Below are 26,503 nucleotides of genomic sequence, written 5' to 3'. Positions count from 1 at the left end.
AGCATGGCCCCGATCACACGCTCGGGGGCGACGAAGGAGCTCACATGGGATTCATCCAGGCATTCAAGGGCGCTGTCGGCGGCATGCTCGCCGATCAGTGGAAGGACTTCCTCACCGTTCCGAACGGTCTGTCGCAGACGGCGGCCCTGTTCCCGGCGGTTCCGCAGGGCACCAACGCCGGTCGCGGCTCGAACACCCGCGGGTCCGAGAACGTCATCTCCAACGGCTCCAAGATCCTCGTGCCCCAGGGCTACGGGCTGATCACGGTGGTCGACGGCCGCGCGACAGGCCTGATCACCGAGGCCGGCGGCTACGAGTTCACCGACGACTCGCCGGACGCCCGCTCGGTCTTCGCCGGCGACGAGATGCTGGCCTCGACCGTCGGCACCTCCTGGGAGCGCTTCAAGTTCGGCGGCCGACCCTCCTCGCAGCAGCTCGCCTTCTACGTGAGCCTCAAGGAGATCCCGAACAACCGCTTCGGCACGCAGTCCGAGATCTACTGGGACGACGCCTATCTCAACGCCCAGGTCGGTGCCGTGTGCCGCGGCTCCTACACGCTGCGGATCATCGACCCGCTGCTGTTCGTGCACAACTTCGTGCCGGCCACGTTCATCTCCGCGGGTGCACCCGTGTTCGACTTCTCCGACGAGAACAACGACGCCGGCAACCAGCTGTTCCGCGAGGTCGTCGGCTCGCTCGCCCAGGCGTTCTCCCGCTACACGAACGATCCCGACAAGGGCAACCGGATCTCCAGGATCCAGGGTGACTCGGTGGGCTTTGCGCAGTCGCTGTCGGCGGCCGTCGAGGAGGGCTATCGCTGGTCCAGCGACCGCGGCCTCGCGATCGTGAAGACCGCGATCGTCTCGATCGAGTACGACCAGAACACCCGCGAGCTGCTCAACGACGTCCAGAAGGCCGACGCCCTCTCCGGCGCCCGCTCGCAGTCGTTCATGAACCAGGCCGCCGCGCGCGGCGTGCAGTCCGCCGGGGAGACCGGCGGCGGCGCGGGACTGGCGATGTTCGGTGCCGGCATGGGCGCGGCGGGCGGCATGGTCAACCCGGCCCAGCCGTGGTCGCCTCCCGGCCAGCAGGGTGGTCAGCAGCAGGGTGCGCCCCAGCAGGGTGGGCAGCAGCAGGCTCCACAGCAGGGGGAGGGTCAGCAGCAGGCCGCGCCCCAGCAGGCCGCGCCCGCGCAAGAGGATCCGGTCGCCAAGCTCGCCCAGTACAAGCAGATGCTGGAGCAGGGTCTGATCTCGGAAGAGGACTACGAGGCGGCGAAGAAGGCCGCTCTCGGCCTCTGACCTGTCATGACCGTTCCTCCTCAGGATCCGCGATGGGCGCATCCCGACCAGCCCTCCCGGCCCCCGGCCGACGACGGCATGGGCGCGGGTGCGCACACCGGACCGCAGCACGACCCTCGCAGCCCGGGGGCACGGCCCGATCTCGATCGCGGCGTGCCCTCGGCCTCCGGTGACGGTCGTTTCTCCGCGCCGGGAGCCCAGAGCTCCGACCCCCGCTCCGCGCCCCAGTGGCCCGCGGGGCAGAGCGGGCAGGCAGGGCAGGGCGGCGCGCCGACGGGGCCATCCCCGCAGCACAGCCAGCCTCCGCAGAACCAGCAGAACCAGCGCCCCGCCGAGATGCTCGGGGACGAGTCCGTGGCCGGCGCCGCCGAGGCGGCGCGCCAGCACGCCAGCAACCGCATCATCGACACCAGCTCGAGCCACGGCGACGGGCTGAACAAGTGCCCGAAGTGCGGCGGCACGGACATCTCCTACTCGCTCTCCGTGAAGGCCCTGGTGTGCGCGTACTGCCGGCACCAGTGGAACGAGGTGAACGCGGAGGAGGCCTTCGGCCTGGACTCGTCGATCGCGGACCTGCGCGGCCACACGCTGGCCTCCGGCACCGCGGACGTCCGCGAGGACTTCACGGTGATGACCCTGAAGTGCCAGGGCTGCGGCGCCGAGGTGGTCGTCAACGTCGACCAGGAGCTGCAGGCGCGCTGCCACTGGTGCCGGCAGACCCTGTCGGTGAACACCCAGATCCCCAACGGCGCGGTGCCGGACGCGGTGCTGCCGTTCCAGCTCACCCGTGAGGAGGCCGTCGAACGCATCGACGCCTTCGCCGGGAAGCGGAAGGCGTTCGCGCTGGGACGCTTCAAGGCGGAGTTCGTCCCGGACAACGTCATGGGCGTGTACATCCCGTACCTGGTCGTGGACGGCAACATGCACGCCGTGCTCGGCGGCACCGGCGAGGTCACCACGCGTCGGTACACGGTGACCACCGGGAGCGGCGACCACAAGCGCACCGAGACCTACTACGACGCGGACGTCTTCCAGGTGAAGCGGGCCTTCGACCTGCTCGTGGACGATCTCACGGTCGAGTCCGCGCAGCGTTTCGACGCCCAGGACAACGAGCACGCGACGAACAACATCCTCAACGCCGTCCAGCCGTACGACACCGAGAACGCCGTCGCCTACAACTCGAACTACCTCAAGAACTTCACCTCCGAGCGCCGCGACCTCAACGTCCGCGATGTCGACGACGAGGTCGAGGAGAAGTTCCTGTCGATCGCTCGGGCGAAGGCCACGCCGACCGTGGGCCGGTACGACCGCGGGGTGCGATGGGAGCAGGAGGGCGTGGCCGTGCGCGGAACCCGCTGGGTCTCCGTCTACGTGCCCGTGTGGCTGTACAGCTACGCCGACTCCGCCAAGGGCGAGGGATCGCTGGTCCACTACATCGCGGTCAACGCCCGCAACGGCAACACCATGGGCTCGGTCCCGGTCTCGCACCCGAAGATCTTCGCCGTGGCGTGTGCGGGAGGCACGGTCGCAGCGGTGATCGGGGCCGTGGTCGGGTTCGGTTGGTTCCTGGCGGGATGAGGACGACGATGACGAGGATGAACCGGACGACGACGGTGGAGCCGTCGGCCGATGACGGAGAGGATGGACGCGATGTTCCCACTGCTCGCTGAGCTGGCGGCGGATCCGATGACGCCGATGCTGCTGGCCGATTCCGGAGACGGCGCGATCGGCATCGCCTTCCCCTTCGTCGCGGGGCCTGCGGTGTTCATCGCGATCTACGGCGGCATCTACCGTTACTACCGCAACACCGACAAGCGTCACCACTTCGAACGGGAGACGGAGGTCGCCGTCGGCAACCTCGAGCGCGGGGACCGCAAGGTCGGCACGAACAACCGCCAGAAGTCCCGCACCATGAGCGGCGACAACTCCACCGATCATCTCGAGCGGGTCCACCGCATCTCGGTGACATGACCGGCGACCGTACCGTCGCAGACGGCGCCGGCCCTGGCGCCGGGTTCGACGTGATCGTGGTCGGTGCCGGTCTGTCGGGGCTGGTCGCCGCGACGCAGATCGCCGACGGCGGCCGACGGGTGCTCCTCCTGGAGCGCGAGGGCGAGCAGGACCTCGGCGGGCAGGCCTGGTGGAGCTTCGGCGGGCTCTTCCTCATCGACTCCCCGGAGCAGCGGCGCCTCGGCATCCGCGACAGCCTCGAGCTGGCCCGGCAGGACTGGTACGGCTCCGCCGCCTTCGACCGGCCGGAGGATCACTGGCCGCGCCGCTGGGCCGAGGCCTACCTGCAGTTCGCCGCGGGGGAGAAGCGGTCCTGGCTGCACAGCGTGGGCCTGCGGCTCTTCCCCGTCGTCGGCTGGGCCGAGCGGGGCGACGGCCGCGCCGAGGGGCATGGCAACTCGGTGCCCCGCTTCCACATCACCTGGGGCACGGGACCCGGCGTCGTCGAGCCCTTCGCCCGGTCGCTCGCCGCCCACCGCGCGACAGGCCGGATCACACTGGCCACCCGCCATGCCGTCGAGGAGGTCCTCGTCGAGGGCGGCCGGGCCGTGGGGGTGCGCGGGCAGGTGCTCGTCCCGGATGCCACCGGGCGCGGCGTCGGATCGACCCGCGAGGTGCGCGACGAGTTCGAGCATCGAGCGGCGGCCGTCCTCGTCGCGACGGGCGGCATCGGCGGCAACGAGGAGCTCGTGCGCGAGCTGTGGCCCGCGGATCTCGGCACCATGCCCGAGGACTTCGTGCACGGGGTCCCCGCGAGCGTCGACGGCACCGGGATGCTCGCCGCGGAGCGGGCTGGAGGGAGCTGGATCAACCGCGACCGGATGTGGCACTACACCGAGGGGATCCGGAACTGGGACCCGGTGTGGCGCGGCCACGGCATCCGCATCCTGCCCGGCCCGTCCTCGCTCTGGGTGGACGCCCGCGGGCACCGGCTGCCCGCCCCGGCCTTCCCCGGCTTCGACACCACCTCCACACTGCGGCACCTGCGCACCACCGGCCATGACCACTCCTGGTTCGTGCTCACGCCGAAGATCATCGCGAAGGAGTTCGCGCTCTCCGGCAGCGAGCAGAACCCGGACCTCACCGGCAAGGACGTGAGGCAGGTGCTCTCGCGCGTGAAGCCCGGCGCGCCCGCCCCGGTGCAGGCGTTCCTCGACCACGGCGAGGACTTCCTGCAGGCCGGGGACGTGCCCGAGCTGGTGGGCCGTATGAACGCTCTCACCGGCGAGGACCTCGTCGAGGCCGGCGAGCTGGAGCGGGTGATCCGGGCCCGGGACGCCGAGATCACGAACCGCTTCTCGAAGGACACCCAGATCACCGCGCTGCGCGGGGCCCGTCACTATCTCGGGGATCGCCTGATCCGCACGGCGGCCCCGCACCGTCTGCTGGACCCGTCGGCCGGCGGGCTGATCGCCGTGCGGCTGCACGTGCTGCTGCGCAAGACGCTCGGCGGACTCGAGACGGACCTCGGCGGACGGGTACAGCGGGCACCTGCGGCCGCGGTTCCGGGCACTGCCGAGCAGGACGCCTACGCCGTCGATCGTCGGCTGCCGGGCCTCTACGCCGCAGGAGAGGCGAGCGGCTTCGGCGGCGGGGGCGTGCACGGGCACAACGCCCTGGAGGGCACCTTCCTCGGTGGCTGCCTCTTCAGCGGGCGCCAAGCCGCCAAGGGCGTGCTCGAGGACCTGCGATGAGCGGTGCGCCCGCCCTTGCGGCGGGCGCGGCGATCCCGCGGGCGCTGCTGCTCATCGGCGCCGTCGGGGTCGGGAAGACGACCATGACCGACGCGATCGCCGAGGAGCTCGAGGCACGCTCGATCCCCGGCTCCGCTTTCGACCTGGACTGGCTGCGCCGGGCCTGGCCCGCCCCCTCGGACGACCGCTTCCACAGCCGGCTCGAGCGGGCCGCGCTCCGCGCCGTGAGCGCGGTGCACCGGGAGGCCGGGGCCCGGGTGCTGGTCGCCGCCGGGGTGATCGAGGAGCGCGACGCCCGCGCCGACTACGAGGCGGCGTTCGGCTGCCCGCTCACCGTGGTGCGGCTGACCGCGCCGCGGGGTGTCGTCCGTGCGCGCCTGCACCGCCGGCACGAGGACGATCCGGACGGCCTCGCCTGGCACCTGGACCGCTTCGACGAGCTCACCGTGATCCTCGACGCCGCCGAGGTCGAGGACGTCACGGTGCCCGTCGGCCCCGACCCGCGCAGCACCGCTCAGGCGGTGCTGCGCGCAGTCGGGATCTGAGCCGTCCGCTCTCAGAGCTGCTGCTCGGCCATCCACTCCCACAGGCTCACGCCGTCGTGGGAGGGATCGTTGCGGGCCGCGTAGATCCACGACCAGTGACCGGGATAGTCCACGCCCTCCCAGGTCACCGTGTCGTACAGGCTGAGGATCGACTCATCGATCAGCTCGTGGGCGTGCACGGAGTTTGCCTGCGGGTTGATCGTGTCGTCGTTCGCCGCGGCGATCAGCCAGGTCGGCGTGGTGACCGCCTCGAGCTGCTCATCGCTGACCAGCGGCGTGGGACGACCTTCGACCGCGCAGCAGATCGGCACGGCGGAGGCGAACGCCCCGGGGTTCTCCACGATCATCTTGAGCGTCATGTAGCCGCCGTTGCTGCACCCGGTCACATGGACCCGATCGCGGTCGATGCGGTGGGAGGCGGCGACCTCCTCGATGATCTCGTCGATCAGCGGCTCGAAGGCATCGCCGTCCGCCATCCACGCCGACGTGCACTGGGGCGCGACGACGTAGGCGCCGCCGAAGAGCTCCTGCGCCTCTTTCGTGGCCGGGCCCAGCGCCCCGCGGTTCGCCCGCAGCTGGGTCTCGTTGTCGTAGTAGTCGGCCCCGCCCTTCCCGACGCCGCCCTCACCGCCGCCGTGCAGCCAGACCACCAGGGGCAGCTCGGCCTTCTTCCCGCGCTGAGCGGGGCTGAAGAGGCGGTAGTTGGTGCCGGAGGCGGAGACGCGGGAGGTGAAGGCGTCGACCTCGGGGGAGACGAGGTCGCCCTGGATGAAGGAGGAGATCTGCGGGACGCCCTTGCCGTGCAGGGGGAGCGGCTCGTTCTGCGTGATCGTGTACTCGAGGTCGAGCTGCACGTTGCGGCCGACGGACCCGATGTAGGCCAGGGTGCTCGCGCCGTCCACGCCGAAGCCGTGCTCGAGATCGACCGTGATGCGCCCGTGATGATCAGCGGTCACGGCGGTGACGGTCCGGTCCAGGTCGTAGGCCACCGAGCCCCGGAGCCTGTCCGTCCCGCGGGCGTGGACGGTGAAGGTCGAGGTCGGGAGCTCGCCGGTGGGCAGGCCGCCCCGGCGGGTGGCGTCGATCGTCACCGAGACGATCTGCTCTCCGCCGTCGAGGACCTCGGCGTCGAGTGAGAACGGTGCGGAGCGCTCCGGGCCCTTCGCGAGAGCCGCGGGGGCGAGGCCGACGGTCGCGGCGGCAGCGGCAGCAGTGGCGGCGCCGGCGGTGAGGACGGCACGACGGGGGAAGGGACTGCTCATGGGGAACTCCTTCGTTCGGACGGGCACTGATGTGGCCCGCATCACCACGAATGAATCTATGACCCCTCGGGGAGAGCGTCAATAGTGGAACGACACTATTCGGTTCGACGGCGGGGCGCGCGACGGCGGGGCCCCGGGGCGCCAGGGCCCCGGGGCTGTCGCCCGGCCTCACTCCCCGGTGGGTTCTGCCCCCGGCAGCAGGATGGTGGAGAAGTCGTCGTCGCCGTGACCGGCGGCGATCTCCGCGTCGAGGGAGGCGAGGGCTCCGCGCAGGGCGGGCAGGTCGCCGCCGGGGCGGGTGCTGTCGTCGGCGGCGGTGACCGTGCCGATCATCAGCCGTGCGTCCTTGGCGATCGCGTCGGCCGTGAAGTCGCCGCCCTCCGTGGTGCGCTCGCCGCGGACGAAGGCCCCCTTCATGCCGGCGATGAAGGCGAGGCCGGTCGAGCCGAGCATGTCCAGCGTCTCCTCGGCGGAGGCGCCGGCGGCCTCACCGAGAGCCAGCGCCTCGCGCAGCCCCTGGGCGCTGATCGCCAGCGCAAGGTTCGCCAGCAGCTTGCCGGTGGCGGCCTTCCGGCCGGAGTCGACGCCCGTCAGCCGCGCCGGATCGGCCCAGGGCGCCACGACCTCCAGGACCTGCTCGCGCAGGGAGGCGTCGGGCGTGCCGACGTACACCCCGAGCGATCCCTTGCGGGCCGGGCCGAGCGTCCCGATCACCGGCACCCCCACATAGGTGGGGACGGCCTCGGCGAACTCGTCGGCGTCCTCGGGCGAGACGGTCGTGGTGTCGATCCAGGGGATGCCGGCCGGGATCAGGCCGGCGGCGATGACGGTCTCGCGCACGGCCTCCGGACCGAACAGCGAGGTGATCACGAGGTCGGCGTCGGCGACAGCGTCGGCCGGGGAGTCCGTGACGGCGGCGCCCGCCTCGGCGAGCGTCGAGGTCCGGGCCGCGGTGCGGTTCCAGACGGTCAGCTGATGGTCGGGGAGCAGGTGGAGGGCCAGTTCCGTGCCCATGCGGCCGGTGCCCAGGAACGCGATTCTCATGTCCGTCAGTTTCGCATCGATCGCCGATCCATGTCCGATCCATATCGGGATCCGTGTCGGCCGGGCCGGGCCGTGCCGGGTCATGCGGGGCGGGAGCGGTGTGGACGATCGTCGGGAAAACGGTGGGGAGGACCCGTCGTCCACACCGACGTTGTGGTCTGCGATGCAATTACTGCACAATGGAAGGCATGTCACCGAGCATCAGCCGCCGCCGTGCACTTGCCGCCGCTGCCGCAGCGGGCCTCGGCCTGCCGGCAGCAGCGTCCCACGCAGCCCCTCAGCCCGGTCGCCGCGGTGGCCAGTTCGACCAGGTGCGCGTGGCGACCTACAACGCGTCGCTGAACCGTGCGAAGGCCGGTGAGCTCCTGCGCGATCTCCAGACCGGCAAGGATGCGCAGATCCGCGCGGTCGCCGAGGTCATCCAGATCAACAACCCCGACATCCTGCTGCTGAACGAGTTCGACGCCGACGAGGACGGCGCGGGCGCCGATCTCTTCCGCAGCAAGTACCTCGAGGTCGGGCAGAACGGCCGCACCCCGGTCTTCTATCCCTATTCCTTCACGGCCCCGGTGAACACCGGCGTGCCCAGCGGGCTCGACCTCAACGGTGACGGCATCGCCGACGGCCCGGACGACGCCTGGGGGTACGGCGAGTTCCCGGGCCAGTACGGGATGGTCATCCTCTCCCGTCATCCGATCCTCACCGAGCAGGTGCGCACCTTCCAGAAGCTGCGCTGGGCCGACATGCCGAGCAACCTGCTGCCCACCGAGTACTACGGGGAGCACGCCGCCGATCTGCGGCTGAGCTCGAAGTCCCATTGGGACGTGCCCGTGCAGGTCGGCTCCTCCACCGTGCATGTGCTCGCCGCGCATCCCACCCCGCCGAGCTTCGACGGGCCGGAGAAGCGCAATCAGCGACGCAACAACGATGAGATCCGCCTGTGGGCGGACTACCTCAGCCCCGGTCGTCGCTCGCAGTGGATCGTCGATGACGCCGGCACCTACGGCGGCCTCGCCGCTCGCGAGAACTTCGTGATCCTCGGCGACTACAACTCCGATCCGGTCGACGGTGACTCCTGGCCGGGGGCGATCGACCAGCTCCTCACGCACCCCCGCGTGCGCGATACGAAGCCTCACAGCGCGGGCGCCGTCGAAGCGGCGGAGCAGGGCGGCGCGAACGCCGATCACGGCACCGATCCCCAGTACGACACGGCGGACTTCGGGGACACCCCGGGACCCGGGAACCTGCGCGTGGACTACGTGCTGCCGGCGAAGTCGCTCCAGATCGTCTCCTCGGCCGTGTACTGGCCGGAGTCCGGACAGCCCGGCAGCGAGCTGACCGGCACACATCCGTTCCCCACCTCGGATCATCGCCTGGTGCGGGTGGACCTCCAGGTTCGCGCCTGACCGATCCCCCGCCTGCCCGGCTGACAGGGCGGCTGTGCGGCTGTGTGGCTGTGTGGGCATGGGGTGCGCCGCCGCGTAGGCTCGCGCCATGACTTCCGCAGCGCTCGCCCCGATCATCGACGTCGCCGATCTCCACGAGGTCCTCGAGACCGCCGGGACCCGCCCCGTGCACCTCCTGGACGTGCGGTGGGCGCTCGACGGCTCCACCGGTCGTCACGCCTATCTCGAGGGGCATCTGCCCGGGGCGGTCTACATCGATCTCGACACGGAGCTCGCCGCGCCCGCCAGTGCGGAAGCCGGCCGCCACCCCCTGCCCGACCCCGAGGCATTCGCCGCCTCCCTGCGCCGCGCCGGGGTGCAGGACGGCTCGATCGTGGTCGCCTATGACGACACCAACGGGTCGCCCGCCGGACGCCTGGTCTGGATGCTGCGGGCGCTGGGTCATGACGCCGCAGTGCTCGACGGCGGCGTGGACGCCTGGGACGGCCCGCTGGAGACCGGTGAGATCCGTGCCGAGCCGGGTGACGTGCCCGCCCGGGCCTGGCCCGCCGCGCAGATCGCCACGGCCGACGAGGTCGCCGCCGGCGAGGCCCTGATCATCGATGCCCGTGCGCCGGAGCGCTACCGGGGCGAGATCGAACCGATCGACCCCCGCGCAGGGCACATCCCCGGGGCGGTGAACCTGCCCTTCACCGGGAACCTCTCCGAGGGCGCCCGCTTCCTCGGCCCCGAGGAGCTGCGCGAGCGCTTCGAGGCCGCCGGGGTGCGCCCTGATCAGGACACCATCGTCTACTGCGGTTCGGGAGTGACCGCCACCCACGACGTTCTCGCGCTGCAGCAGGCCGGGTACACGAAGGTGCGGCTGTTCCCGGGGTCCTGGTCGCAGTGGAGCGCCGATGCGTCCCTGCCCATCGCCACCGGCCCGAACCCCTGAGCGCACCGCGAGAGCCGTGCTCGCGGGGACGGCGCGCGAGACTTCTCGGCGGTGACTGGCCGGTGGTGGTCATCCCGCGGTGATCGCCCCGTGGTGACTGGCCGGTGGTGACTGCCGAGGGGCAGCTCAGACCCGAGGGTTGATCTGCCGGATGGCTTTCACGATCGCGAGGTGCCGGCTGCGCTGGGCCGCACTGTCGGCCTCAGGGGCATCCTGTCCGAGCACGGCGGCCCAGATCGGCACCATCTCCTCGTGGTACGAGTGCCCGTGCCCGCCGGTGACCTTGATCGACAGCGGCATGTCCGCCGCGATCTGCCAGAACGTGATCCAGGGGAACCAGCGCATCGCGGTCGTGACGTCGTGCCCGAAGCGCTGGCGCAGCCAGGCAGGCTCCTCCCACAGCAGCGAGGGACGCCACCAGACCACCGGGTCCGAGGGATGCTGGGCATAGACGACCCGCGGGTGCTGCCACGTCTCGTACAGCCCGCCGAAGTAGTTCCGGTGCAGGTCACGGGGACGGGTGACGACGCGGATATGGCGTCCGTGATCGATGATCGGGGCGATGGCAGGGGCTCCGGGGCGGCTGCGGGAGACGATCTCCCTCCACAGGGGGGTGAAGCTCGGAGTGCCCGTCCACACCGCCCCGTCCACCGAGGACAGCAGGTCCGGGATGTCCCGGAAGGCCGCGTTGCCGCCGAAGGACCCCAGGGACTCCCCGGCCACGAACAGGCGTGGCCGGGACCCTTCGGGCATCGCGTCCAGGCGCCGACGCACCGCACCGAACAGCTGGTTCCCGGCGCGCGGCGGGCTGCGGCGGTCCAGGAGATAGCTGAGGCCGCTGGGGTACACGGAGTACTGCAGGGACGCGGTGGCGCAGTTCCCGCCGGTGAGGAACTCGATCGCGGAGAGCGACCATTCCTGCAGCCACCCGGTCCCGGTCCCGGTGAACAGCACCAGCACGTCCCGGTCCCACGCGCCGGTGCGATCCAGCTCGGCGAGCACGGCCTGCACCGTCTCCTCCAACGAGCGCGACGAGGATTTCCCGGCGTACACCCGGATCGGTTCGATCGCCTCGGTGCCGGCTGTCCCGGAGTCGGCCGTCCCAGAGCCCGCTGCCTCCGCCCCGATGGTCGCGGCGATCGCCTCACGGGTGGGCCCGGCGGAGACGATCTTGCGCCCCGGTGCCCCGAGGGACTCCCAGGTCTCCGACGACTCGGGGCTGCCCGAGCGCAGCGGCGAGGTGGGCCTGGGCACGTCGGGCGAGATGAGCCGGTTGGCCGCCTCCGCGCGCTCGATCATCTGCTCGAGCACCCGCCCGCGCAGGATTCGCTCGGCGAGCACGGCCACGGTCGCCGTGGTGAGCAGGAGGGAGAGCACGGCGACCACCCGGGCCGGGAGGTAGGGCCGCAGCAGGGCGCGGTACATGTGCGCGGTGGCGATGACTCCGCGCACGCTCACCAGCACGCCGAGGGAGGCGAGCAGACCGCCGGCGGTGCCGACCACATGGGTGGCGAGATTCTTGGGCTGCTCCTGGACGAGATGGCTGATCTCCCGCTGACGCAGCACGCCACGCACCCACGAGTAGGCGGAGATGCTGATCAGGGCGGCCGCGCCGAGCCAGCGGGCCCGCTCCCGGTGGTCCTCCGCGATCTCCAGCCGCAGCCCGAGCGCCCCGCTGACGCGCCGGACGACCTGCGTGGCGAGGACCCCGCCGGCGTACCCGTAGATCTGCGAGGCCCCGAAGTTGAGGGTCCACATCCACCAGGTGCGCGGCAGCATGCTCGGGGAGGTGGAGATCCACGTGGTCATCGAGGCGCCGAGGAACCCTCCGGTGGACAGCGGCCTCGCGATCGCGGTGCGGCGCACCCGGTGCTCCGTCCTCTTCGTCGCGCTGCGGACGAATCTCGCAGTGCTGCCGAGGGCTGTCACGAGGCTGGACAAGGACGAACCGGAGCCGAAGAGCATGGGGGAAGGCTATCGGAACGGCGCAGCTCGTCCCGTGGCCCGATCCGGAGTCATCGGCCGACGATCCGGAGACGATCTGGAGCCGAACCGGAGATGATCCGGGGAGTTCCGCGAAGATCCGGGGCAGCCGGAGACGGGTCGTGGGCATCCCCGGCACGGGCCGCGCGCTCGCCGTAGCCTGGGCACATGAAGATCCTTCTCCCCGACACCATGCCGCTGGCCCCCACCCTGCCCGAGGGCTGCGAGGCCGTCACCATCGACGCCCGCGCCGAGATCCCCGCCGAGCACTACGATGCCCAGGTCCTGGTGCTGTGGGGTCCGTCCGGCCGCCACCTGGAGTCCGCGGTGGACAACCTCGCGGACCTCCGCCTGGTGCAGTCGCTCTCCGCAGGGATCGACGGGATCCTGGCCGCCGGTTTCCGCGAGGACGTCGTCATCGCCGCGGGCGCGGGCCTGCACTCCCGGACCGTCAGCGAGCACGCCCTGGCTCTGCTGCTGAGTCTGCTGCGGCGCCTGCCAGAGGCCCGCGAGGCGCAGCAGCGTCATGAATGGTCCACCGAGATCGGCGGCCTGCAGCCGCTGCATCCTGAGGGCCGCGTGACCACCCTGATCGGCGCGAAGGTGCTGATCTGGGGCTTCGGGGAGATCGGGCAGACCCTCGCCCCGATGCTCACAGCACTGGGCGCCGAGGTGCGTGGAGCCGCCCGCAGCGCCGGGACCCGCAGCGGCTACGAGGTGATCGCCGAGGCGGACGTGCTCGCAGCACTGCCCGAGGTCGACGTGCTCATCGACATCCTTCCCGCCTCCGAGCAGACCGCCGGGGCTGTGGGGCGCGAGGCGCTCGCCGCGCTGCCCGACCATGCGATCTTCGTGAACGTGGGCCGCGGCGCGACCGTCGACCAGACAGCCCTGCGGGAGGCCCTCGAGGCCGGCACGCTGGGCAGTGCGGGGATCGACGTCACCGACCCCGAGCCGCTGCCCGTCGAGGATCCGCTGTGGGACGCGCCGCGCCTGCTCATCACGCCGCATGGCGCGGGGGGCCGCCCCGTCGGAGCCGACGAGCGGATCAGCACCAACGTGGAGGCGCTCGCCGACGGCGGGGAGATCCTGCACGCCGCCGCCCGCTGAGGCCGCGGGTGGGCGATCGCCCGAGACATGACGAGGCCCGGTGGCAACAGCCACCGGGCCTCGTCATGTCAGACGGTGCGGCGCGGCATCGGGGATGCCGCCGCGCTCACTGGTCGCGCCGGAACGGGTTCCGCGGACCGCGTCGGGTGGGACCGGTCTCCGGGGGCGCACTGTCCTCCGGAGACACGATCGGGTGCTCGGCGGTGTAGGTCGACAGGTGCTCGGCGACCTGGGCTTCGACTTGTTCGGAGACCTGGGCCTCCACCTGGTGGTTGAGCTGGGCCTGGAACTGCTGGCCGTACTCACCCTCCAGATGCGACTCGACCCGGTCCCCGATGCCATCGGAGAACTTCTCTTCGACCCGGTCGCTGACCTGGTCCGTGAGCTCTTCGGAGTAGCGCTCCATGAACTCGCGCTGGCGGATGCGGAGCTCGAGGCGCTCGATGACCTTGACCTCGTGGCTGAGCGAGCGCCACAGGGAGATGGCCATGCCGATCATCACCACGGAGAACGGCAGGGCGGACAGCAGTGCGAGCGCCTGCAGCGCAGACATGCCGGACCCCTCGCCACCGGACAGCGAGCTCACCCAGATCAGCGACGCCGCGATGACGCCGGAGGTCGCAGCCCAGAAGATGCGCGTGATGCGAGGCGGGTTCGGGTCGCCCTTGTGGGCGATCATGTCCATCACGAACGCGCCGGAATCGGCGCTGGTGATGAAGAAGATCGACACCAGGATCACCGCGACGCCGGAGAGCAGGGCGCCGGCGGGCAGATGGCTGAAGGTGTCGAACAGCGCGGTGTTCGGGTCGATCGCCCCGGTGCCCCCGGTGAAGTCGACCTTGTTGAAGACCGCCTCGTACAGCGCAGTGCCACCCATGATCGTGAACCACAGGAAGGTCAGAGCGGTAGGCACCAGCAGCACGCCGGTGATGAACTCGCGCACGGTGCGACCCTTGGAGATGCGGGCGATGAACACGCCCACGAAGGGCGACCAGGAGATCCACCAGCCCCAGTAGAACGTGGTCCAGCCGTTGATCCAGCCGGCACCCTCGTCTCCGAGGAAGGGCATGGTCTGGAACGAGAGCTGCAGGAAGTTCTGCAGGTAGTACCCGATGTTCGAGACGACGTCTCGCAGCAGGAACAGCGTCGGCCCGAGGACCAGCACCGCGACCAGCAGGAGCGCGGCCAGGCCCATGTTGAGGTTCGACAGGATCTTGATGCCCTTGTCGACGCCGCTCGCGGCGGACAGGGTGGCCAGCGCGGTCACCACGAGGATGATCACGACCTGGACCCCGGTGGAGTTCGGGAGCACGCCGAGATGGTCGAGCCCGGCGGCGATCTGGTTCACGCCGAAGCCGAGCGAGGTGGCGATGCCGAAGAGGGTGCCCACCAGCGCGATGATGTCGATGACGTCACCGACCCAGGTGTCGGTGCGCTTGCCGAGGACGGGCTCGAGAGCCCACCGGATCGACACCGGGCGGCCCTTGCGATGCACGGCGTAGGCGACGGCGAGGCCGACCACGACGTAGATGGCCCAGGCGTGAAGGCCCCAGTGCAGGAAGGTCTGGCCCAGGGCGCGCTCGGCGCGGACAGGGTCATCGAATCCGGCGGCGTTCGGCGGGATGCCGGGGCCCGCGGTATCCGCGAAGAAGGTCAGCGGCTCTGCCGCGCCCCAGAACACCAGGCCGATGCCCATACCGGCGGCGAACAGCATCGCGAACCAGGAGAACAGGCCGAACTCGGGCTTGTCATCGTCCTTCCCGAGCTTGATGTTTCCCATGCGGCTGACCGCCAGGACGATCGCGAAACCGACGAAGCCGGTGACGATCAGGACGTAGTACCAGCCGATCGACTCCACGACGGTGGAGTTCAGCGTGGAGATGAAGTTGTTGAAGACGTCTGGCAGAGCCAGGGCGAAGACCACGGCGATGAGGATGATCCCGGCCGAGACGAAGAAGACGGGCTTGGACAGGGAATAGCCTGCCTGCGGGCTCGCGGCCTCGGTGTGGGGTGGAGAGGTCTCTGTCGGGGGGGTCGACATGTTTTCTCGTTCCGATGGGGGATTGGGACAGGGAGCCCGCGTCCCACCGCGAGGAATACGACGTGCCTACGTGGGCACTTCAGGGGAGGACGGGCACATAGCACTGTAACGGCGGCACTGGATTCGGCATAAGCGACGGTGCCCGCAGAGGACCCCGCGATCGCTGCACCGTGGTCCTCCACACACCGTAGTCGACCCCGAGGTGTACCAGGTCACGACTTTGCAGCAGTCTCGCGGCACCGTGCGGTGAGGTGCCGTGAGACGCCGGGCAGTGCGGTGCTGTGAGGCACAGCGAGGTTCGGCCGACGAGCGGCCCCCATGTCATCCGACGAGGTTGCTGGCGAGCTCCTGGACGGCCCGAGCCGAGATCTCCGCGACCAGGTCGATCTCGAGGTGGAACTGCTGACCGGCGGCCGGGCCGCACAGATCCGAGACGGCGCGCAGAGCCACGAAGGGCACGCCGAGCTGCGCCGCCGTCCGAGCGCTCGCCGTGGTCTCCATATCGGCGCTCACGGCGCGCGGGAACCGCTCCCGCATGGGGGCGGCCAGAGGCGCGGTCACGAAGGCGTCCCCGGAGAGCATCAGACCTCGCCGGTGGCCGGCCGGTCCGGCCTGTGCGGCGGCCGCCTGCTCCGCGCGGTCCGCCCAGGCGGAGTCGGCCTCGTAGCGCTCGGGGCCGCCGGGGACCTGCCCGGGGGCGTAGCCGAAGGCCGTGGCGTCGGCGATCGAATAGGTGAAGGAGTCGCCGACGATCAGTGTGCCCACCTCGACGTCTGCCGCGAGACCGCCGCAGGATCCGGCGGCGACCACCGCGCGCGGGGCGTGGGCGAGGATTCCCCAGGTCGCGGCCGCAGCGGCCGCGGCGATCCCGATCCCGGTGGTGACGACCACGGTGTCCAGGCCGCCGAGCGCGCCGCGCACCGCCGTGACGCCGTCCACGAAGGGAGTCGGTACGGCGGTCGGATCCTCCATCCGGGAGGTCAGCGGCGCCGCCTCCTCGGGCATGGCGGCGAGCACCACGAGCGGGCCGGTCGCGGCAGAGGACGCAGAGGGTGCAGTGGGCGCAGTGGTCGCGGGCGAACCAGGGGAGGCGGGGGAGGACGTCATGCCTGAAGGCTACCGGCGGCGGAGCGCGTGACGTGGCGGAGGTGACCGGGTCCCAGCCACGTTCGTTAGGGTGGAGCCATCCGCAGCGAGGCGACCCCCGGGTCGCAGGTAGGAGGCAGTCATGGGTCGCGTCCGAGATGCAGTGGTCACCGGGGCACGGGCGGTCCGCCGGATCCCCATCCCGTCGGCCCTGACCCACCAGGCGCTGCGTGAGGCGCGCAGCCCGCACCCGCCCAGCCATGTGCTGAAGGCTCATGCGGTCGAGAACGAGATGATCGGCCGCACTCGCTCCGTCTGGCTCGACGAGCATCGCGCCGACCGCGGGATCATCATCTTCCTGCATGGCGGCGCGTATGTCTCCGGACCGTTCGCGAGCGACTGGGCCTGGCTGTCCCGCCAGGTCGAGGCCCGGGGCTGCGCCGGGCTGATGATCGATTACCGCAACGCCCCGGACCATCAGCACCCCGTCGCGCTCGATGATGCCGAGGCGGCGATCACCGCTCTGGCGGCCGACGGGCGCCTCGCGGACCAGCCGTGGATCCTGGCCGGCCAGCACTCCGGCGGCGGGCTCGCCTTCGCCGTGGCCCGCCATCTGCGCGACCGTTCCGACATCCCCGCCCCGGACGCCCTGATCGCGATGTCCCCCTGGCTGGACCTCGAGCTCTCCAACGCCGGGATCACCGAGACCGATCAGGTCGATCCGGTCCACGAGCGTCGGCTGCTGCGCGATGCTGCTCGGAGGTACGCGGGTCGCACGTCCCTGGACGACCCCGATCTGTCGCCGATCAACGCGGCCCTCGAGGGGCTGCCGCCGGTGCATCTGAGCGTGGGGACACGGGACCTGTTCCTCTCCGAGGTGCGGGTGGCGAAGCTGCAGCTCGAGGAGAGCGGCCAGGACGTGGCCTATCGGGAGATCAGCGGGCGGCTCGGGCTGCAGCTGGTCGCCCGCAAGGGCGAGGACATCGAGCGCGTGCACCGCGAGCAGGCCGATCTCATCGCCCGGGTGTTCGCGGAGCACTGAGGGTCGCGGAGCACTGACGGCCGCGGGGTGTCTGTCAGTTCTCGACGATGACCAGCGCGGCACCGGCGCGGCATGCCGGGGCCCAGCGGCGAGCCGGTATCGTGCGCACCAGCCCGGCGATCAGCAGGGCGTGGCCCACCGCGTAGAAGGCCATCACCCACACGGAGCTGTAGGCGATCGCCGCCCCGGGCAGGAACCAGTTCATCGCGAGCATCGAGCTGGACAGCAGGAACAGCGTCCCGCCGGTCCAGGTCAGGCTGTTCCCGCCCGCGGACAGGAAGGCCATCGTCGCCAGGGCCACCGCATAGGCGGCTACGGCTGGCAGCAGGGGGCCGGAGCCGTCCGCACAGGCCACGAACAGGCCGATCACGACGCCGCCGTACGGGATCGCGAGGGCGATGCGCATCGGATCACGGGTGCGGTTCCACAGCGGAGCCAGCGCCAGCGCATAGCAGACCAGGGCCAGCAGGAAGCAGAGCACCGAGATCAGCTGGACGTTCTCGGGGGCCAGCTGGGCGAGGCTGTCCCCGCCCCAGGCGAACACCAGGCCGAGCAGGGTCAGCGTGCTGGTGCGCGTGCGCCGGGGGAGAGCGGTCACCAGCACCGCGATGAGCAGCGGGGCGAACAGCGGCTGGGTGGAGCGCTGGAGCATCTCCGCGCCCGTGAGCAGTGCCCAGATGTGGACCGCCAGCACGAGGGCGTACACCACCCACAGGGCGATGTGGAGTGATCTGATCGGCGGCACCGGTCCAGGTTAGGAAGCATTCGGGCGGTGGACCAGGGGTTTTCTCACGCCCTGGGGCACGGTTGCGTAACAACCAGCCACGTTTTGGTCACGGTGACGTGTCCTGCCGTTCCCGAGGGGGCGACCGGCGCGGGTTGCCGCCGGTTGCCCCTCCATCGCCCGTGAAGGACGATCACATCTGCTGGGGGGCGTGCACACCGAGGGCGTCGAGCCCCTCGACGAGCACCTTCTCGGCGAGCTGGGCGAGGGCGAGGCGTCCGGCCCGCACCTGCTCGTCGGACTCCTTGAGGATGGGCGAGGCCTCGTAGAACGAGGTGAAGGCCTGCGCGAGGGAGAACAGGTAGGCGCACAGGCGGTGCGGCTCGTAGGCGGCGCCCACCGCGGTGAGCGTCGTCCCGAAGTCCAGCAGGTGGAGTGCGAGAGCGCGTTCGGCGTCGTTCTCCACCCGGGGGGCGTCGGCCGCGACCAGGCCCTGCGTCTCGGCCTTGCGGCTGATCGAGCGGATGCGGGCCACCGCGTACTGGAGGTACGGGGCGGTGTTGCCGGTCAGGGCGAGCATCTGGTCCAGGTCGAAGGTGTAGTCCGCGTCGTGCGAGGTGGAGAGGTCCGCGTACTTCACGCCGCCGATGCCGATGTCGTGGGCGATCTGCTCCCGCTCCGCCTCCGGCAGGTCGGGGCGCATCTCGTCGATGACGGTGCGCGCCGTGGTCACGGCCTCCTCGAGGAGCGCCATCAGGCGCACGGAGGAGCCGGAGCGGGTGCGCAGGATCTTGCCGTCCTCGCCGAGCACCGAGCCGATCTTCACGTGCTGGACGTCGACCTCGTCGCTCAGCCAGCCGGCCTCGCGGGCGGCGGTGAACACCATCTTGAGGTGCAGCTCCTGCGCGGTGCCGATGACATAGGCGATGCGATCGGCGCCGAGCGCGTCCACGCGGTGGCGGATCGCGGCGAGGTCGGTGGTGGCGTAGCCGTAGCCGCCGCCGGTCTTGCGGATGATCAGCGGCAGCGGCTGCTCGTCCCGGCCGATGAAGCCCTCGGGGAACACGCACAGGGCGCCGTCGGAGATCCGTGCCAGACCGTCGGCCTCGAGGATCTTGCACACGATCTCGAGCTGGTCGTTGTAGCTGGACTCACCGGCGAGATCGTCGTCGGTGAGCGTCACGTCGAGCATGTCGTACACACGGTGGAAGTACTGCTTGGACAGCTCCACCAGGCGCCTCCAGATCTCGAGGGTCTCGGGATCGCCCGACTGGAGGGTCGGCACGCGCCGCCGGGCGCGGTCGGCGAACTCGTTGTCCTTGGCGCCGTCGGGGCCCGAGAACTTCGCGTTCGCCGCCTGGTAGAAGGCGTTGGGGTCCGTCTCCAGGAGCTTCGCCTCGTCGCTGTCCTCGCCCACGTCCAGGAGGTGCTCGATGAGCATGCCGAAGGGGGTGCCCCAGTCGCCGATGTGGTTCTGGCGCACGACACGATGGCCGAGCTTCTCCTGCGTGCGGACGATGGAGTCGCCCACGACCGTCGTGCGCAGGTGGCCGACGTGCATCTCCTTGGCGACGTTCGGCGCCGAGTAGTCCACGACCACGGTGTCGACCTTCTCGGGCACCGGGATGCCGAGGCGCGGGTCCGTGGTCAGCTCTGCGGTCCGGGCGGCGATCCACTCGGTGCGCAGGCGGATGTTCAGGAAGCCGGGCCCGGCGATCTCGGGGGTCTCGGCGATGTCGTCCAGCTCCACGGCGGCGAGGATCTCGGCGGCGATGTCGCGGGGCTTCTTCCCCAGGCGCTTCGCGAGACCCATCGCGGCGTTGCACTGGAAGTCCGCGAACTGGGACGGTCGGATGATCGGGTCCGCGTCGGCGTACTCGGGCCCGAAGGCGGCGGCGAAGGCGGACTGGAAACGCTCGGTCAGCGCGATCTCAGGTGCAGGCATGCCTCCAGCGTAGTCGGGGTGACGCACCGGATCCCGCGCCGTGGACGTGATGCTCGCCCGGATCCGCGGCGACATCGATGACGGGTTCCTGCCGGTGGGGCCGGGGGATCGCCCCCTGGCCGCACCGCGCGGCAGTGCCTAGGGTGGGGGCATGCGCACCGTACTGACCCTGATCCTGAACATCATCTGGTTGCTCACGGCCGGCTGGGCCCTGTTCCTGGGGTACCTGGTCGCCGGGATCCTCGCCTGCATCTTCATCGTCACGATCCCCTTCGGGCTGGCCTCCTTCCGGATCGCCGGCTTCGTGATCTGGCCCTTCGGGCGCGAGGTCGTCGACACCCACCGCGGGGGCGCGGCGAGTGCGGTCGGCAACGTCGTCTGGTTCGTCATCGCAGGCTGGTGGCTCGCGCTGGGCCATGTGGCGACGGCGCTCGCGCAGGCGGTCACGATCATCGGCATCCCGCTGGCCTGGGCGAACATCAAGCTGATCCCCGTCACCTGCTTCCCCTTCGGCAAGGTCGTCATGGATTCCGACTCCGCCCGTGCCCGCATGTTCCCCACGGCCCGCTGACCGGTGGCCGGCACCCCTGCCGTCGAGGAGGACGACTACCGGCAGCTCAGCGACCTGATCGCGGCCGGCCTGGCGATCATCACGACGCGCCAGGGCGGGCATGACGTCGCCGTCACCGTCGACTCCTATCTCGACGTCTCCTACGACCCGCCCACGATGCTCGTGGCCCTGTACGGCATGTCCCGCATCGCCGAGGCGGTCGAGGAGAGCGGCCACTTCTGCCTGAACGTCCTGGCCGCGGACCAGCAGCACCTCGCCGACCGCTTCGGGACGCCCGCCTCCCCGCTGATCGGTCTGCTCAGCGGGCTGGAGGTGGGCCGCACGGCCGACGGGGACGCGGTGCTGGGCGGTGTGCTCGCCCACTTCGCGATCCGGGTCGAGCAGGCCGTCGACGCCGCCACCCACCGGCTGCTGATCGGGCCCGTCGTGGAGCTGGGGGAGGGTCGCCCCGTGGGAGGGCCGGCAGTGCGCTTCGCCGGGGAGAAGCACGAGCTGCGCTGACACCCTGAGCGGACGGCACCGAAACTCCACCTCCCCGGCGCCGGCAGGCTGGACGCTGCCTTCTGACGTCTATGCTGGGCCGATGGAACGCTGCACCTCCGTTCTGGCCCTCCGCGCGTGAACCCGCTGCTGAAGGCCGTGCTGCGGCTGTTCGCCGCCCCGCGCGTGAACATGCGCGAGGACTACGAGAAGGTCCGCCACCTCCAGCGCCAGCTGGCCTCGTTGCCGCGGCCCCTCTATCGCTCCGCCTCCTGGCGCACCATCACCGGCGGCAGCGACAGCAGCATCCCGGTGCGTGTGTTCGCCCCGCACGAGAAGCGGCGCGAGGAGCTGCTGCTGTTCTTCCACGGAGGCGGCTGGGTGACCGGGGACATCGAGAGCTACACGCCGGCCTGCGCGACGATGGCCGAGCTGACCGGCGCGACCGTGGTCTCGGTCGACTACCGGCTCGCCCCGGAGCACCCCTTCCCGGCGGGCTTCGAGGACTGCTACGAGATGGTGCAGCGGCTGCTCGAGGATCCGGGCCTCGCCGGGCTCGACGGCTCGGACCGGATCGTGCTCATGGGCGACTCCGCCGGAGGCAACCTCGCCGCGGCGGTCTCCCTGCGGCTGCACGAGCTCGGGCATCGCGGGGTGCGCCGCCAGATCCTCCTGTATCCCGTGACCCACTGGGACCACGATCCGGAGACCTCCCCGTACGAGTCGGTGCGCCATCACGGTGAGGACTACCGGCTCACCAGCACCGAGGTGCAGGACTACATGCAGATGTACGTCCCCGACCCCGAGGCGCGCCGCGATCCGCGGGTCTCGCCGCTGATGGCGCAGGACCTCTCCGGGCAGCCCAGGACCCTCATGATCACCGCGGAGCTGGATCTGCTGCGCGATGAGGGCGAGGCGTACGCGCAGGCGCTCGCCGAGGCCGGGAACAGCGTGCGGACCCACCGGGTCGACGGCGCGCTGCACGGCTTCATCACGCTGCCCCGCTTCTCCCGCTCGCTGCGTGACGCGTACGAGGTGATCAACGACTTCCTCGACGAGGAGCTTCCCGACGCCGACGCCGACAGCACCCGCTCGGGGACCGTGCCATGAGCCGCCGTCGCTGGGTGCGGCTGGACAACGCCTCGAACATGTTCCTCGCGGCACGCAACGAGGTCGATCCGAAGGTGTTCCGGCTGGGTGCCGAGATGGATCACGAGGTCGATCCGCAGCTGCTGCAGGAGGCGCTCGAGGAGACCTACGAGAAGTACCCGCTCTACCATGCGGTGCTGCGACGGGGCGTGTTCTGGTACTACCTCCAGGACAGCGAGCTGAGGCCGACGGTCACCGAGGAGCGCACGGCGCCGTGCGCCCCGATCTATCAGGCGGATCGACGCTCGCTGCTGTTCCGGGCCATGCATCACCGACGCCGCATCTCCCTCGAGGTGTTCCACGCCCTCTCCGACGGCACCGGCGCCCTGTGGTTCCTCACCGATCTGGTCACCGCCTATACCCGGCTGAGATTCCCGCCGGAGCCTGCGGCGTCGGACGGCCTTGCCCCGTCCGACGGCCCTGCTGCGTCGGACGAGCCTGCGGCCTCGCTCATCGATCCGACGCTGGAGGCCTCGCCGCGCGAGCCCGTGGCGAGGGCCGACGGGGCGACAACGGGTGAGACGACAGCCGGTGCGGAGCCCGGCCATGATCTGACCACCGACTCCTTCGTGCACTACTTCCGCCGACGACGTCGACGGCGCGCCGACGTCTGGGAGGCGCGGGCGGCCTTCAGCCGCGAGGCCGAGGCGGAGCCGACGGGGATCCCCGACGGGGCGCTCGCCACGGCCGATGTCCCGGAGCACAGCGCGGCGCCGCACTCCCCCGCGCGCACCGTGCACCGGGTGCGCGGAACCCGGACCCCGGACAGCCGCACCCGGGTCGTCGAGCTCACCATGCCCGCGAAGCAGGTGCTCGACCTCGCGCGCGCGGAGCGCGTCGCGCTGACGATGTACCTGACCGCCGTGTTCTTCGAGGCGGTGCGGCGCGCCACCGGGGATCTGGGGCGGGCCCCCACCCTCGCCGCCTCGGTGCCGGTGAACCTGCGCCAGTTCTTCCCCTCCACCTCGGCGCGCAACTTCTTCGCGACCACGCGGGTCGAGCACACCTTCGGCGAGGGGGACGACACCCTGGGCGCCGTCAGCCGCAGCCTCGAGCGGGCCTTCCGGGCCCGTGCCACAGCGGAGGCGCTCGAGGGGAAGCTGCGCCGCTTCCTGCGCTTCGAGCGGATGCCCGCGCTGCGCGTCATACCCCGCCCCGTGAAGGACGTGATCCTCGACCAGGTCAACCGGGCCAGCAACCGCGGTCTCACCCTCGCCGTGTCCAACCTGGGTCGGGTGGTCCTGCCCGAACCGGTCGCAGCGCACGTGGAACGGCTGATCTTCCAGGTCTCCGCGGTCCGACCCCAGTTCTGCGCGATCTCGCATGCCGGCGTGCTCACGGTCAGCTTCACGTCCCCGTTCCTGGAGACCGACCATGTGCGCGAGTTCGCGCGGATCCTCACCGCGTCCGGGGTCGACGTCACCGTGGCCGCCGCACGGGTGACGGAGCAGGAGCTGGCGGACGCCGGGGAGATGACCCCATGAGCCTGTGCCCGAGCTGCCTGGTCGATGTCGAGGGCGACTGGACGCGCTGCCCGCTGTGCGGGACCCCGGTGGTGGGGGAGCGCACACCGAGCCCGCTGCCGGACGTCCCGCTGCGATTCTCCCGCCGCCGGCTGCTGCGGGCGCTCGTGCTGGCCTCCCTCGGCGTCGTGCTCGCCTCCTTCGCCGTGCAGCTGCTGATCACCCCGGGTGTCTCCGGGCTGGGAGTGCTGCGGTCGATCTGGCTCGCTATCGCCGCCCTCTGGATCGTCGCGCTGATGGCCGTGCACAAGCGCCGCAACATCGCCAAGAGCACCGTGTACCTCGTGGTGATCGTGAGCCTGGTCAGCGTGTACTGGGACTACCTGCTGGGATGGAGTGCCTGGTCGTTGACGTTCGTGGTGCCGATCCTGTGCGCCTCCTCCCTGCTCGCCCTGATCCTCGTCGTGCGTCTGATGCGGATCGACCTGGCCGAGCACATCATCTACAGCGGCCTGATCGTGGTGCTCGGGCTGACCCCGATCGTCTTCCTCGCACTGGGGTGGGTCAGCGTCGCCCTGCCGTCCGCTCTGTGCGGCGCACTCTGCGTGGTGGCGCTGGGACTGCTGCAGCTGGCGCGCGGCGCGGAGGTGCGCCATGAGCTCGCCAAGCGCCTGCATCTGTGAGCCCCGCGCCGACATCTGCGCGGCCTGCGCCTGCCCCGTGCGGCGCGCCGCTGGGGGAGGGGGCGCTCGCCAAATTATGATCGGGAGCGCAAGTGCGCAGCCGGACGGGGAGGACTCCGTCGGCCGGCGCACGCGGAACCACGGAAGAGAAGGTTGATGGACAGCGATCGCCGGCGCGATGAGAACCAGGATGCGGACTGGATCTTCGCGACCGACGATCCGCAGACGCTCCCGACCGAACGGCTCCCGGACCGCGCCGAGTTCGACCGCTATGCGGCCCCTCTGCTCGCACGTCGCCGCGCCGAGGCGGTCCTGCCGCCCAATGAGCAGATGACCACCGATCTCAGCGACCTCGACGGCGAGGCGCTGCGGGCAGGCTCCGAGCCCGAGGCGCGCACCGGCGCGATCCCGATGATCGAGCTCGACGAGGACGACTCCGCCGGTGCTGAGGGTGCTGAGGCGTCCGGGGCCTCCGGGGACGGCACGGATTCGACCGGTCGGGACAGCTCGAGGCGATCGACGGGGTCCCTGGGGCCGACGCACGATTCCGAGGTGCCGAGCGCGACGTCTCCGCTGCGGGCCCCGCGGGACCCGTCCTACGCCCGCTCCGGCACCACGCCGAACGCGGAGGACTCCGAGGATCCCGGTCGCGGGGTCGACGGCCTCGTGCTCCCGGAACGCTTCAAGGAACTCGGCATCTTCGACGCCCTGCGGGACGTCTTCGCCCTGATCTGCATGGTCACCGCGCTGACCACGACGTTCACCGTCGCCCACAGCCTGCTCATCGACGGTGTCGGCAAGGCCGCCATCGGCGTGGGCCTGGTCGCCCTCCTGGCCGTGCACCTGCTGCGCTGGATCCCCAAGGCCCCGCCGCTGACCGCGATCCGAGCGGTCCGCGTGATCGGTCTGCTGCCGGCGCTGCTGGTGGCGGTCGGCACCGTGGTGTCCGATCTGGTCCTCTCGCTCCCGATGCTCTTCGCCTCCCTGCCGGACGGGCCGCCCGTGGGCCTGGGCATCGGCGTCCCGCTGCTGCTGCTCGGCGCGATCATCGGGATCGAACCCCGCGCCCATGAGGGATACCTGCCCCAGGCCCGTGCCCGGCGCGTGGCCCGCATCGGGCTGGTCTGTGTGGGGATCGGCGCCGGCGTGGCCCTGCTCCTGGCGCTCGTGATGATCGTGGGCCGGATGTTCACCACCGGGTGGGCCTATTCTCTGCTGACCATCGGCGACACGGTGATCTCCGTGCTCCTGCTGGGGATCGTGCTCGCCTCGGCGCTGCTGCGCGAGCGCTCCTGGTACGTGTTCTCCACGGCCGCCGTGGGCGGTCTGGCGCTGGCCGCCCTCGCGGACAACACCCTGCAGCTGCAGTTCGCCGCGCCGCTCAGCTTCGCGACCGACTTCGTGTACCTGCCGTTCCTGTTCGCCGCGCTCGGACTGATGATCTCCCGGTCCTTCGTGCGCACGATGCCGATCTCCTTCCGCCGCACCGACTGGCTCGTGTTCACCGTGCGGGCCTTCGAGTTCAGCGCCGTCCTGCACGTGGCCGCGGTCCTCTGGCACCTGCTGGCCGCGCTCGTCGCGACCACGGGGCTCGCCCCGGGCGGCACCGTCCTGCACCTCATCGACGCCGCCGTCTGCCTGTGCTTCGTGGCAGTCTCCCTGTTCGCCCGCACCTCGCTGCTGTCGCGTCCCGCGATGACCGCGCGCGCCAATGGGGTGGTCTCGGGACTCATCCTCGTGGTCGTCGGCTTCCTCGACGTCATCGTGAACTCGCTCGCCACGGGCGCCGGCGCGGGCCTGGTCACCGGTGGCACCGCCCTCGCGGTCGGTATCGCCGCCGCTCTCATGCTCACCGTGCCCGCCCCGGTGCGCGACGAGTTCGGCGCCCCGGACATCGCCCAGATGTTCGCCGACTTCCGCTCCCGCGACGCGGGCAACGTCTCGCTGCTGAGCCAGGTCCCGGACGTCACCGAGGAGACGGCGCGCAAGAAGGTCTTCCCCGGCCGCTGACCGTCGGCCGCATGCACCCA

General features: G+C 71.0%; 22 protein-coding genes. 15 read left to right on the top strand and 7 right to left on the bottom strand.

Going from position 1 to position 26,503, the window contains the following annotated elements:
- The first annotated feature begins 44 nt into the window (after positions 1–44).
- The 5 genes from ACT3T5_RS02005 (at position 45) to ACT3T5_RS01985 (ending at position 5,550) form a co-directional block, all read left to right on the top strand.
- Positions 45–1,301, top strand: a complete 1,257-nt coding sequence (locus ACT3T5_RS02005) for an SPFH domain-containing protein (RefSeq protein WP_444593442.1) — start codon at positions 45–47, stop codon at positions 1,299–1,301.
- 6 nt (positions 1,302–1,307) lie between these two features.
- The gene (locus ACT3T5_RS02000) at positions 1,308–2,879 is read left to right on the top strand and encodes a TFIIB-type zinc ribbon-containing protein (protein WP_444593441.1); all 1,572 of its coding nucleotides are present in this window, start codon (positions 1,308–1,310) and stop codon (positions 2,877–2,879) included.
- Between the two features lie 72 nt (positions 2,880–2,951).
- A complete protein-coding gene (locus tag ACT3T5_RS01995) occupies positions 2,952–3,272 on the top strand; it encodes a hypothetical protein (protein ID WP_444593440.1) in 321 nt (106 codons plus the stop codon).
- Complete coding sequence (locus ACT3T5_RS01990) at positions 3,269–5,005, top strand: FAD-binding dehydrogenase (RefSeq protein ID WP_444593439.1); 1,737 nt, start codon at positions 3,269–3,271, stop codon at positions 5,003–5,005. Before ACT3T5_RS01995 ends, ACT3T5_RS01990 begins: the two co-directional genes overlap by 4 nt.
- Complete coding sequence (locus tag ACT3T5_RS01985; RefSeq protein WP_444593438.1) at positions 5,002–5,550, top strand: AAA family ATPase; 549 nt, start codon at positions 5,002–5,004, stop codon at positions 5,548–5,550. Before ACT3T5_RS01990 ends, ACT3T5_RS01985 begins: the two co-directional genes overlap by 4 nt.
- Positions 5,551–5,561: 11 nt before the next feature.
- Here the strand turns inward: ACT3T5_RS01985 and ACT3T5_RS01980 are convergent, their stop codons facing one another.
- Positions 5,562–6,812 (bottom strand): prolyl oligopeptidase family serine peptidase, encoded by a 1,251-nt coding sequence (locus ACT3T5_RS01980; protein ID WP_444576515.1) that lies wholly within the window; start codon positions 6,810–6,812, stop codon positions 5,562–5,564.
- A 168-nt stretch (positions 6,813–6,980) separates the two neighbouring features.
- Positions 6,981–7,856: an NAD(P)-dependent oxidoreductase gene (locus ACT3T5_RS01975; protein WP_444593437.1), complete on the bottom strand. Its 876-nt coding sequence runs from the start codon at positions 7,854–7,856 to the stop codon at positions 6,981–6,983.
- A 188-nt stretch (positions 7,857–8,044) separates the two neighbouring features.
- Between ACT3T5_RS01975 and ACT3T5_RS01970 the strand changes: the two genes are divergently transcribed.
- The gene (locus ACT3T5_RS01970) at positions 8,045–9,262 is read left to right on the top strand and encodes an endonuclease/exonuclease/phosphatase family protein (protein WP_444593436.1); all 1,218 of its coding nucleotides are present in this window, start codon (positions 8,045–8,047) and stop codon (positions 9,260–9,262) included.
- Positions 9,263–9,350: 88 nt separating this feature from the next.
- Complete coding sequence (locus tag ACT3T5_RS01965) at positions 9,351–10,196, top strand: sulfurtransferase (protein ID WP_444576512.1); 846 nt, start codon at positions 9,351–9,353, stop codon at positions 10,194–10,196.
- A gap of 126 nt (positions 10,197–10,322) precedes the next feature.
- On the opposite strand, the gene ACT3T5_RS01960 is transcribed toward ACT3T5_RS01965, so the two are convergent.
- Entirely contained in the window at positions 10,323–12,161 is a 1,839-nt protein-coding gene (locus tag ACT3T5_RS01960) for an alpha/beta hydrolase (protein WP_444593435.1), read from the bottom strand.
- A 186-nt stretch (positions 12,162–12,347) separates the two neighbouring features.
- Between ACT3T5_RS01960 and ACT3T5_RS01955 the strand changes: the two genes are divergently transcribed.
- Positions 12,348–13,289, top strand: a complete 942-nt coding sequence (locus tag ACT3T5_RS01955) for an NAD(P)-dependent oxidoreductase (RefSeq protein WP_444593434.1) — start codon at positions 12,348–12,350, stop codon at positions 13,287–13,289.
- A 106-nt stretch (positions 13,290–13,395) separates the two neighbouring features.
- Here ACT3T5_RS01955 and ACT3T5_RS01950 read toward each other — a convergent pair whose 3' ends face one another.
- Both ACT3T5_RS01950 and mtnN read right to left on the bottom strand, forming a co-directional pair.
- A complete protein-coding gene (locus tag ACT3T5_RS01950) occupies positions 13,396–15,330 on the bottom strand; it encodes a BCCT family transporter (protein WP_444593433.1) in 1,935 nt (644 codons plus the stop codon).
- A gap of 321 nt (positions 15,331–15,651) precedes the next feature.
- Entirely contained in the window at positions 15,652–16,437 is a 786-nt protein-coding gene (gene mtnN, locus ACT3T5_RS01945; protein WP_444593432.1) for a 5'-methylthioadenosine/S-adenosylhomocysteine nucleosidase, read from the bottom strand.
- A gap of 121 nt (positions 16,438–16,558) precedes the next feature.
- On the opposite strand from mtnN, the gene ACT3T5_RS01940 reads away from it, so the two are divergent.
- Positions 16,559–17,458: an alpha/beta hydrolase fold domain-containing protein gene (locus tag ACT3T5_RS01940; RefSeq protein WP_343923685.1), complete on the top strand. Its 900-nt coding sequence runs from the start codon at positions 16,559–16,561 to the stop codon at positions 17,456–17,458.
- A gap of 34 nt (positions 17,459–17,492) precedes the next feature.
- Here ACT3T5_RS01940 and ACT3T5_RS01935 read toward each other — a convergent pair whose 3' ends face one another.
- The gene (locus ACT3T5_RS01935; protein WP_444576507.1) at positions 17,493–18,203 is read right to left on the bottom strand and encodes a lysoplasmalogenase family protein; all 711 of its coding nucleotides are present in this window, start codon (positions 18,201–18,203) and stop codon (positions 17,493–17,495) included.
- Positions 18,204–18,375: 172 nt separating this feature from the next.
- Positions 18,376–20,127: an arginine--tRNA ligase gene (gene argS / locus ACT3T5_RS01930; RefSeq protein ID WP_444593431.1), complete on the bottom strand. Its 1,752-nt coding sequence runs from the start codon at positions 20,125–20,127 to the stop codon at positions 18,376–18,378.
- Positions 20,128–20,278: 151 nt separating this feature from the next.
- Between argS and ACT3T5_RS01925 the strand changes: the two genes are divergently transcribed.
- The 6 genes from ACT3T5_RS01925 to ACT3T5_RS01900 all read left to right on the top strand — a co-directional run bounded on the left by ACT3T5_RS01925 (position 20,279) and on the right by ACT3T5_RS01900 (position 26,483).
- Positions 20,279–20,698, top strand: a complete 420-nt coding sequence (locus ACT3T5_RS01925) for a YccF domain-containing protein (RefSeq protein ID WP_444576505.1) — start codon at positions 20,279–20,281, stop codon at positions 20,696–20,698.
- A gap of 3 nt (positions 20,699–20,701) precedes the next feature.
- Entirely contained in the window at positions 20,702–21,199 is a 498-nt protein-coding gene (locus tag ACT3T5_RS01920; RefSeq protein WP_444593430.1) for a flavin reductase family protein, read from the top strand.
- A gap of 117 nt (positions 21,200–21,316) precedes the next feature.
- Positions 21,317–22,288, top strand: a complete 972-nt coding sequence (locus ACT3T5_RS01915; protein ID WP_444593429.1) for an alpha/beta hydrolase — start codon at positions 21,317–21,319, stop codon at positions 22,286–22,288.
- Entirely contained in the window at positions 22,285–23,811 is a 1,527-nt protein-coding gene (locus ACT3T5_RS01910; RefSeq protein WP_444593428.1) for an alcohol acetyltransferase, read from the top strand. Before ACT3T5_RS01915 ends, ACT3T5_RS01910 begins: the two co-directional genes overlap by 4 nt.
- Positions 23,808–24,473: a DUF6320 domain-containing protein gene (locus tag ACT3T5_RS01905; RefSeq protein ID WP_443335519.1), complete on the top strand. Its 666-nt coding sequence runs from the start codon at positions 23,808–23,810 to the stop codon at positions 24,471–24,473. Before ACT3T5_RS01910 ends, ACT3T5_RS01905 begins: the two co-directional genes overlap by 4 nt.
- A 156-nt stretch (positions 24,474–24,629) precedes the next feature.
- Entirely contained in the window at positions 24,630–26,483 is a 1,854-nt protein-coding gene (locus ACT3T5_RS01900; RefSeq protein WP_444593427.1) for a DUF7937 domain-containing protein, read from the top strand.
- The last annotated feature ends 20 nt before the right edge of the window (positions 26,484–26,503 follow it).

The sequence above is a fragment of the Brachybacterium sp. AOP3-A1-3 genome, assembly GCF_052378285.1.
Lineage (GTDB): Bacteria > Actinomycetota > Actinomycetes > Actinomycetales > Dermabacteraceae > Brachybacterium.
This window is presented reverse-complemented; position numbering and strand designations above follow the sequence as displayed.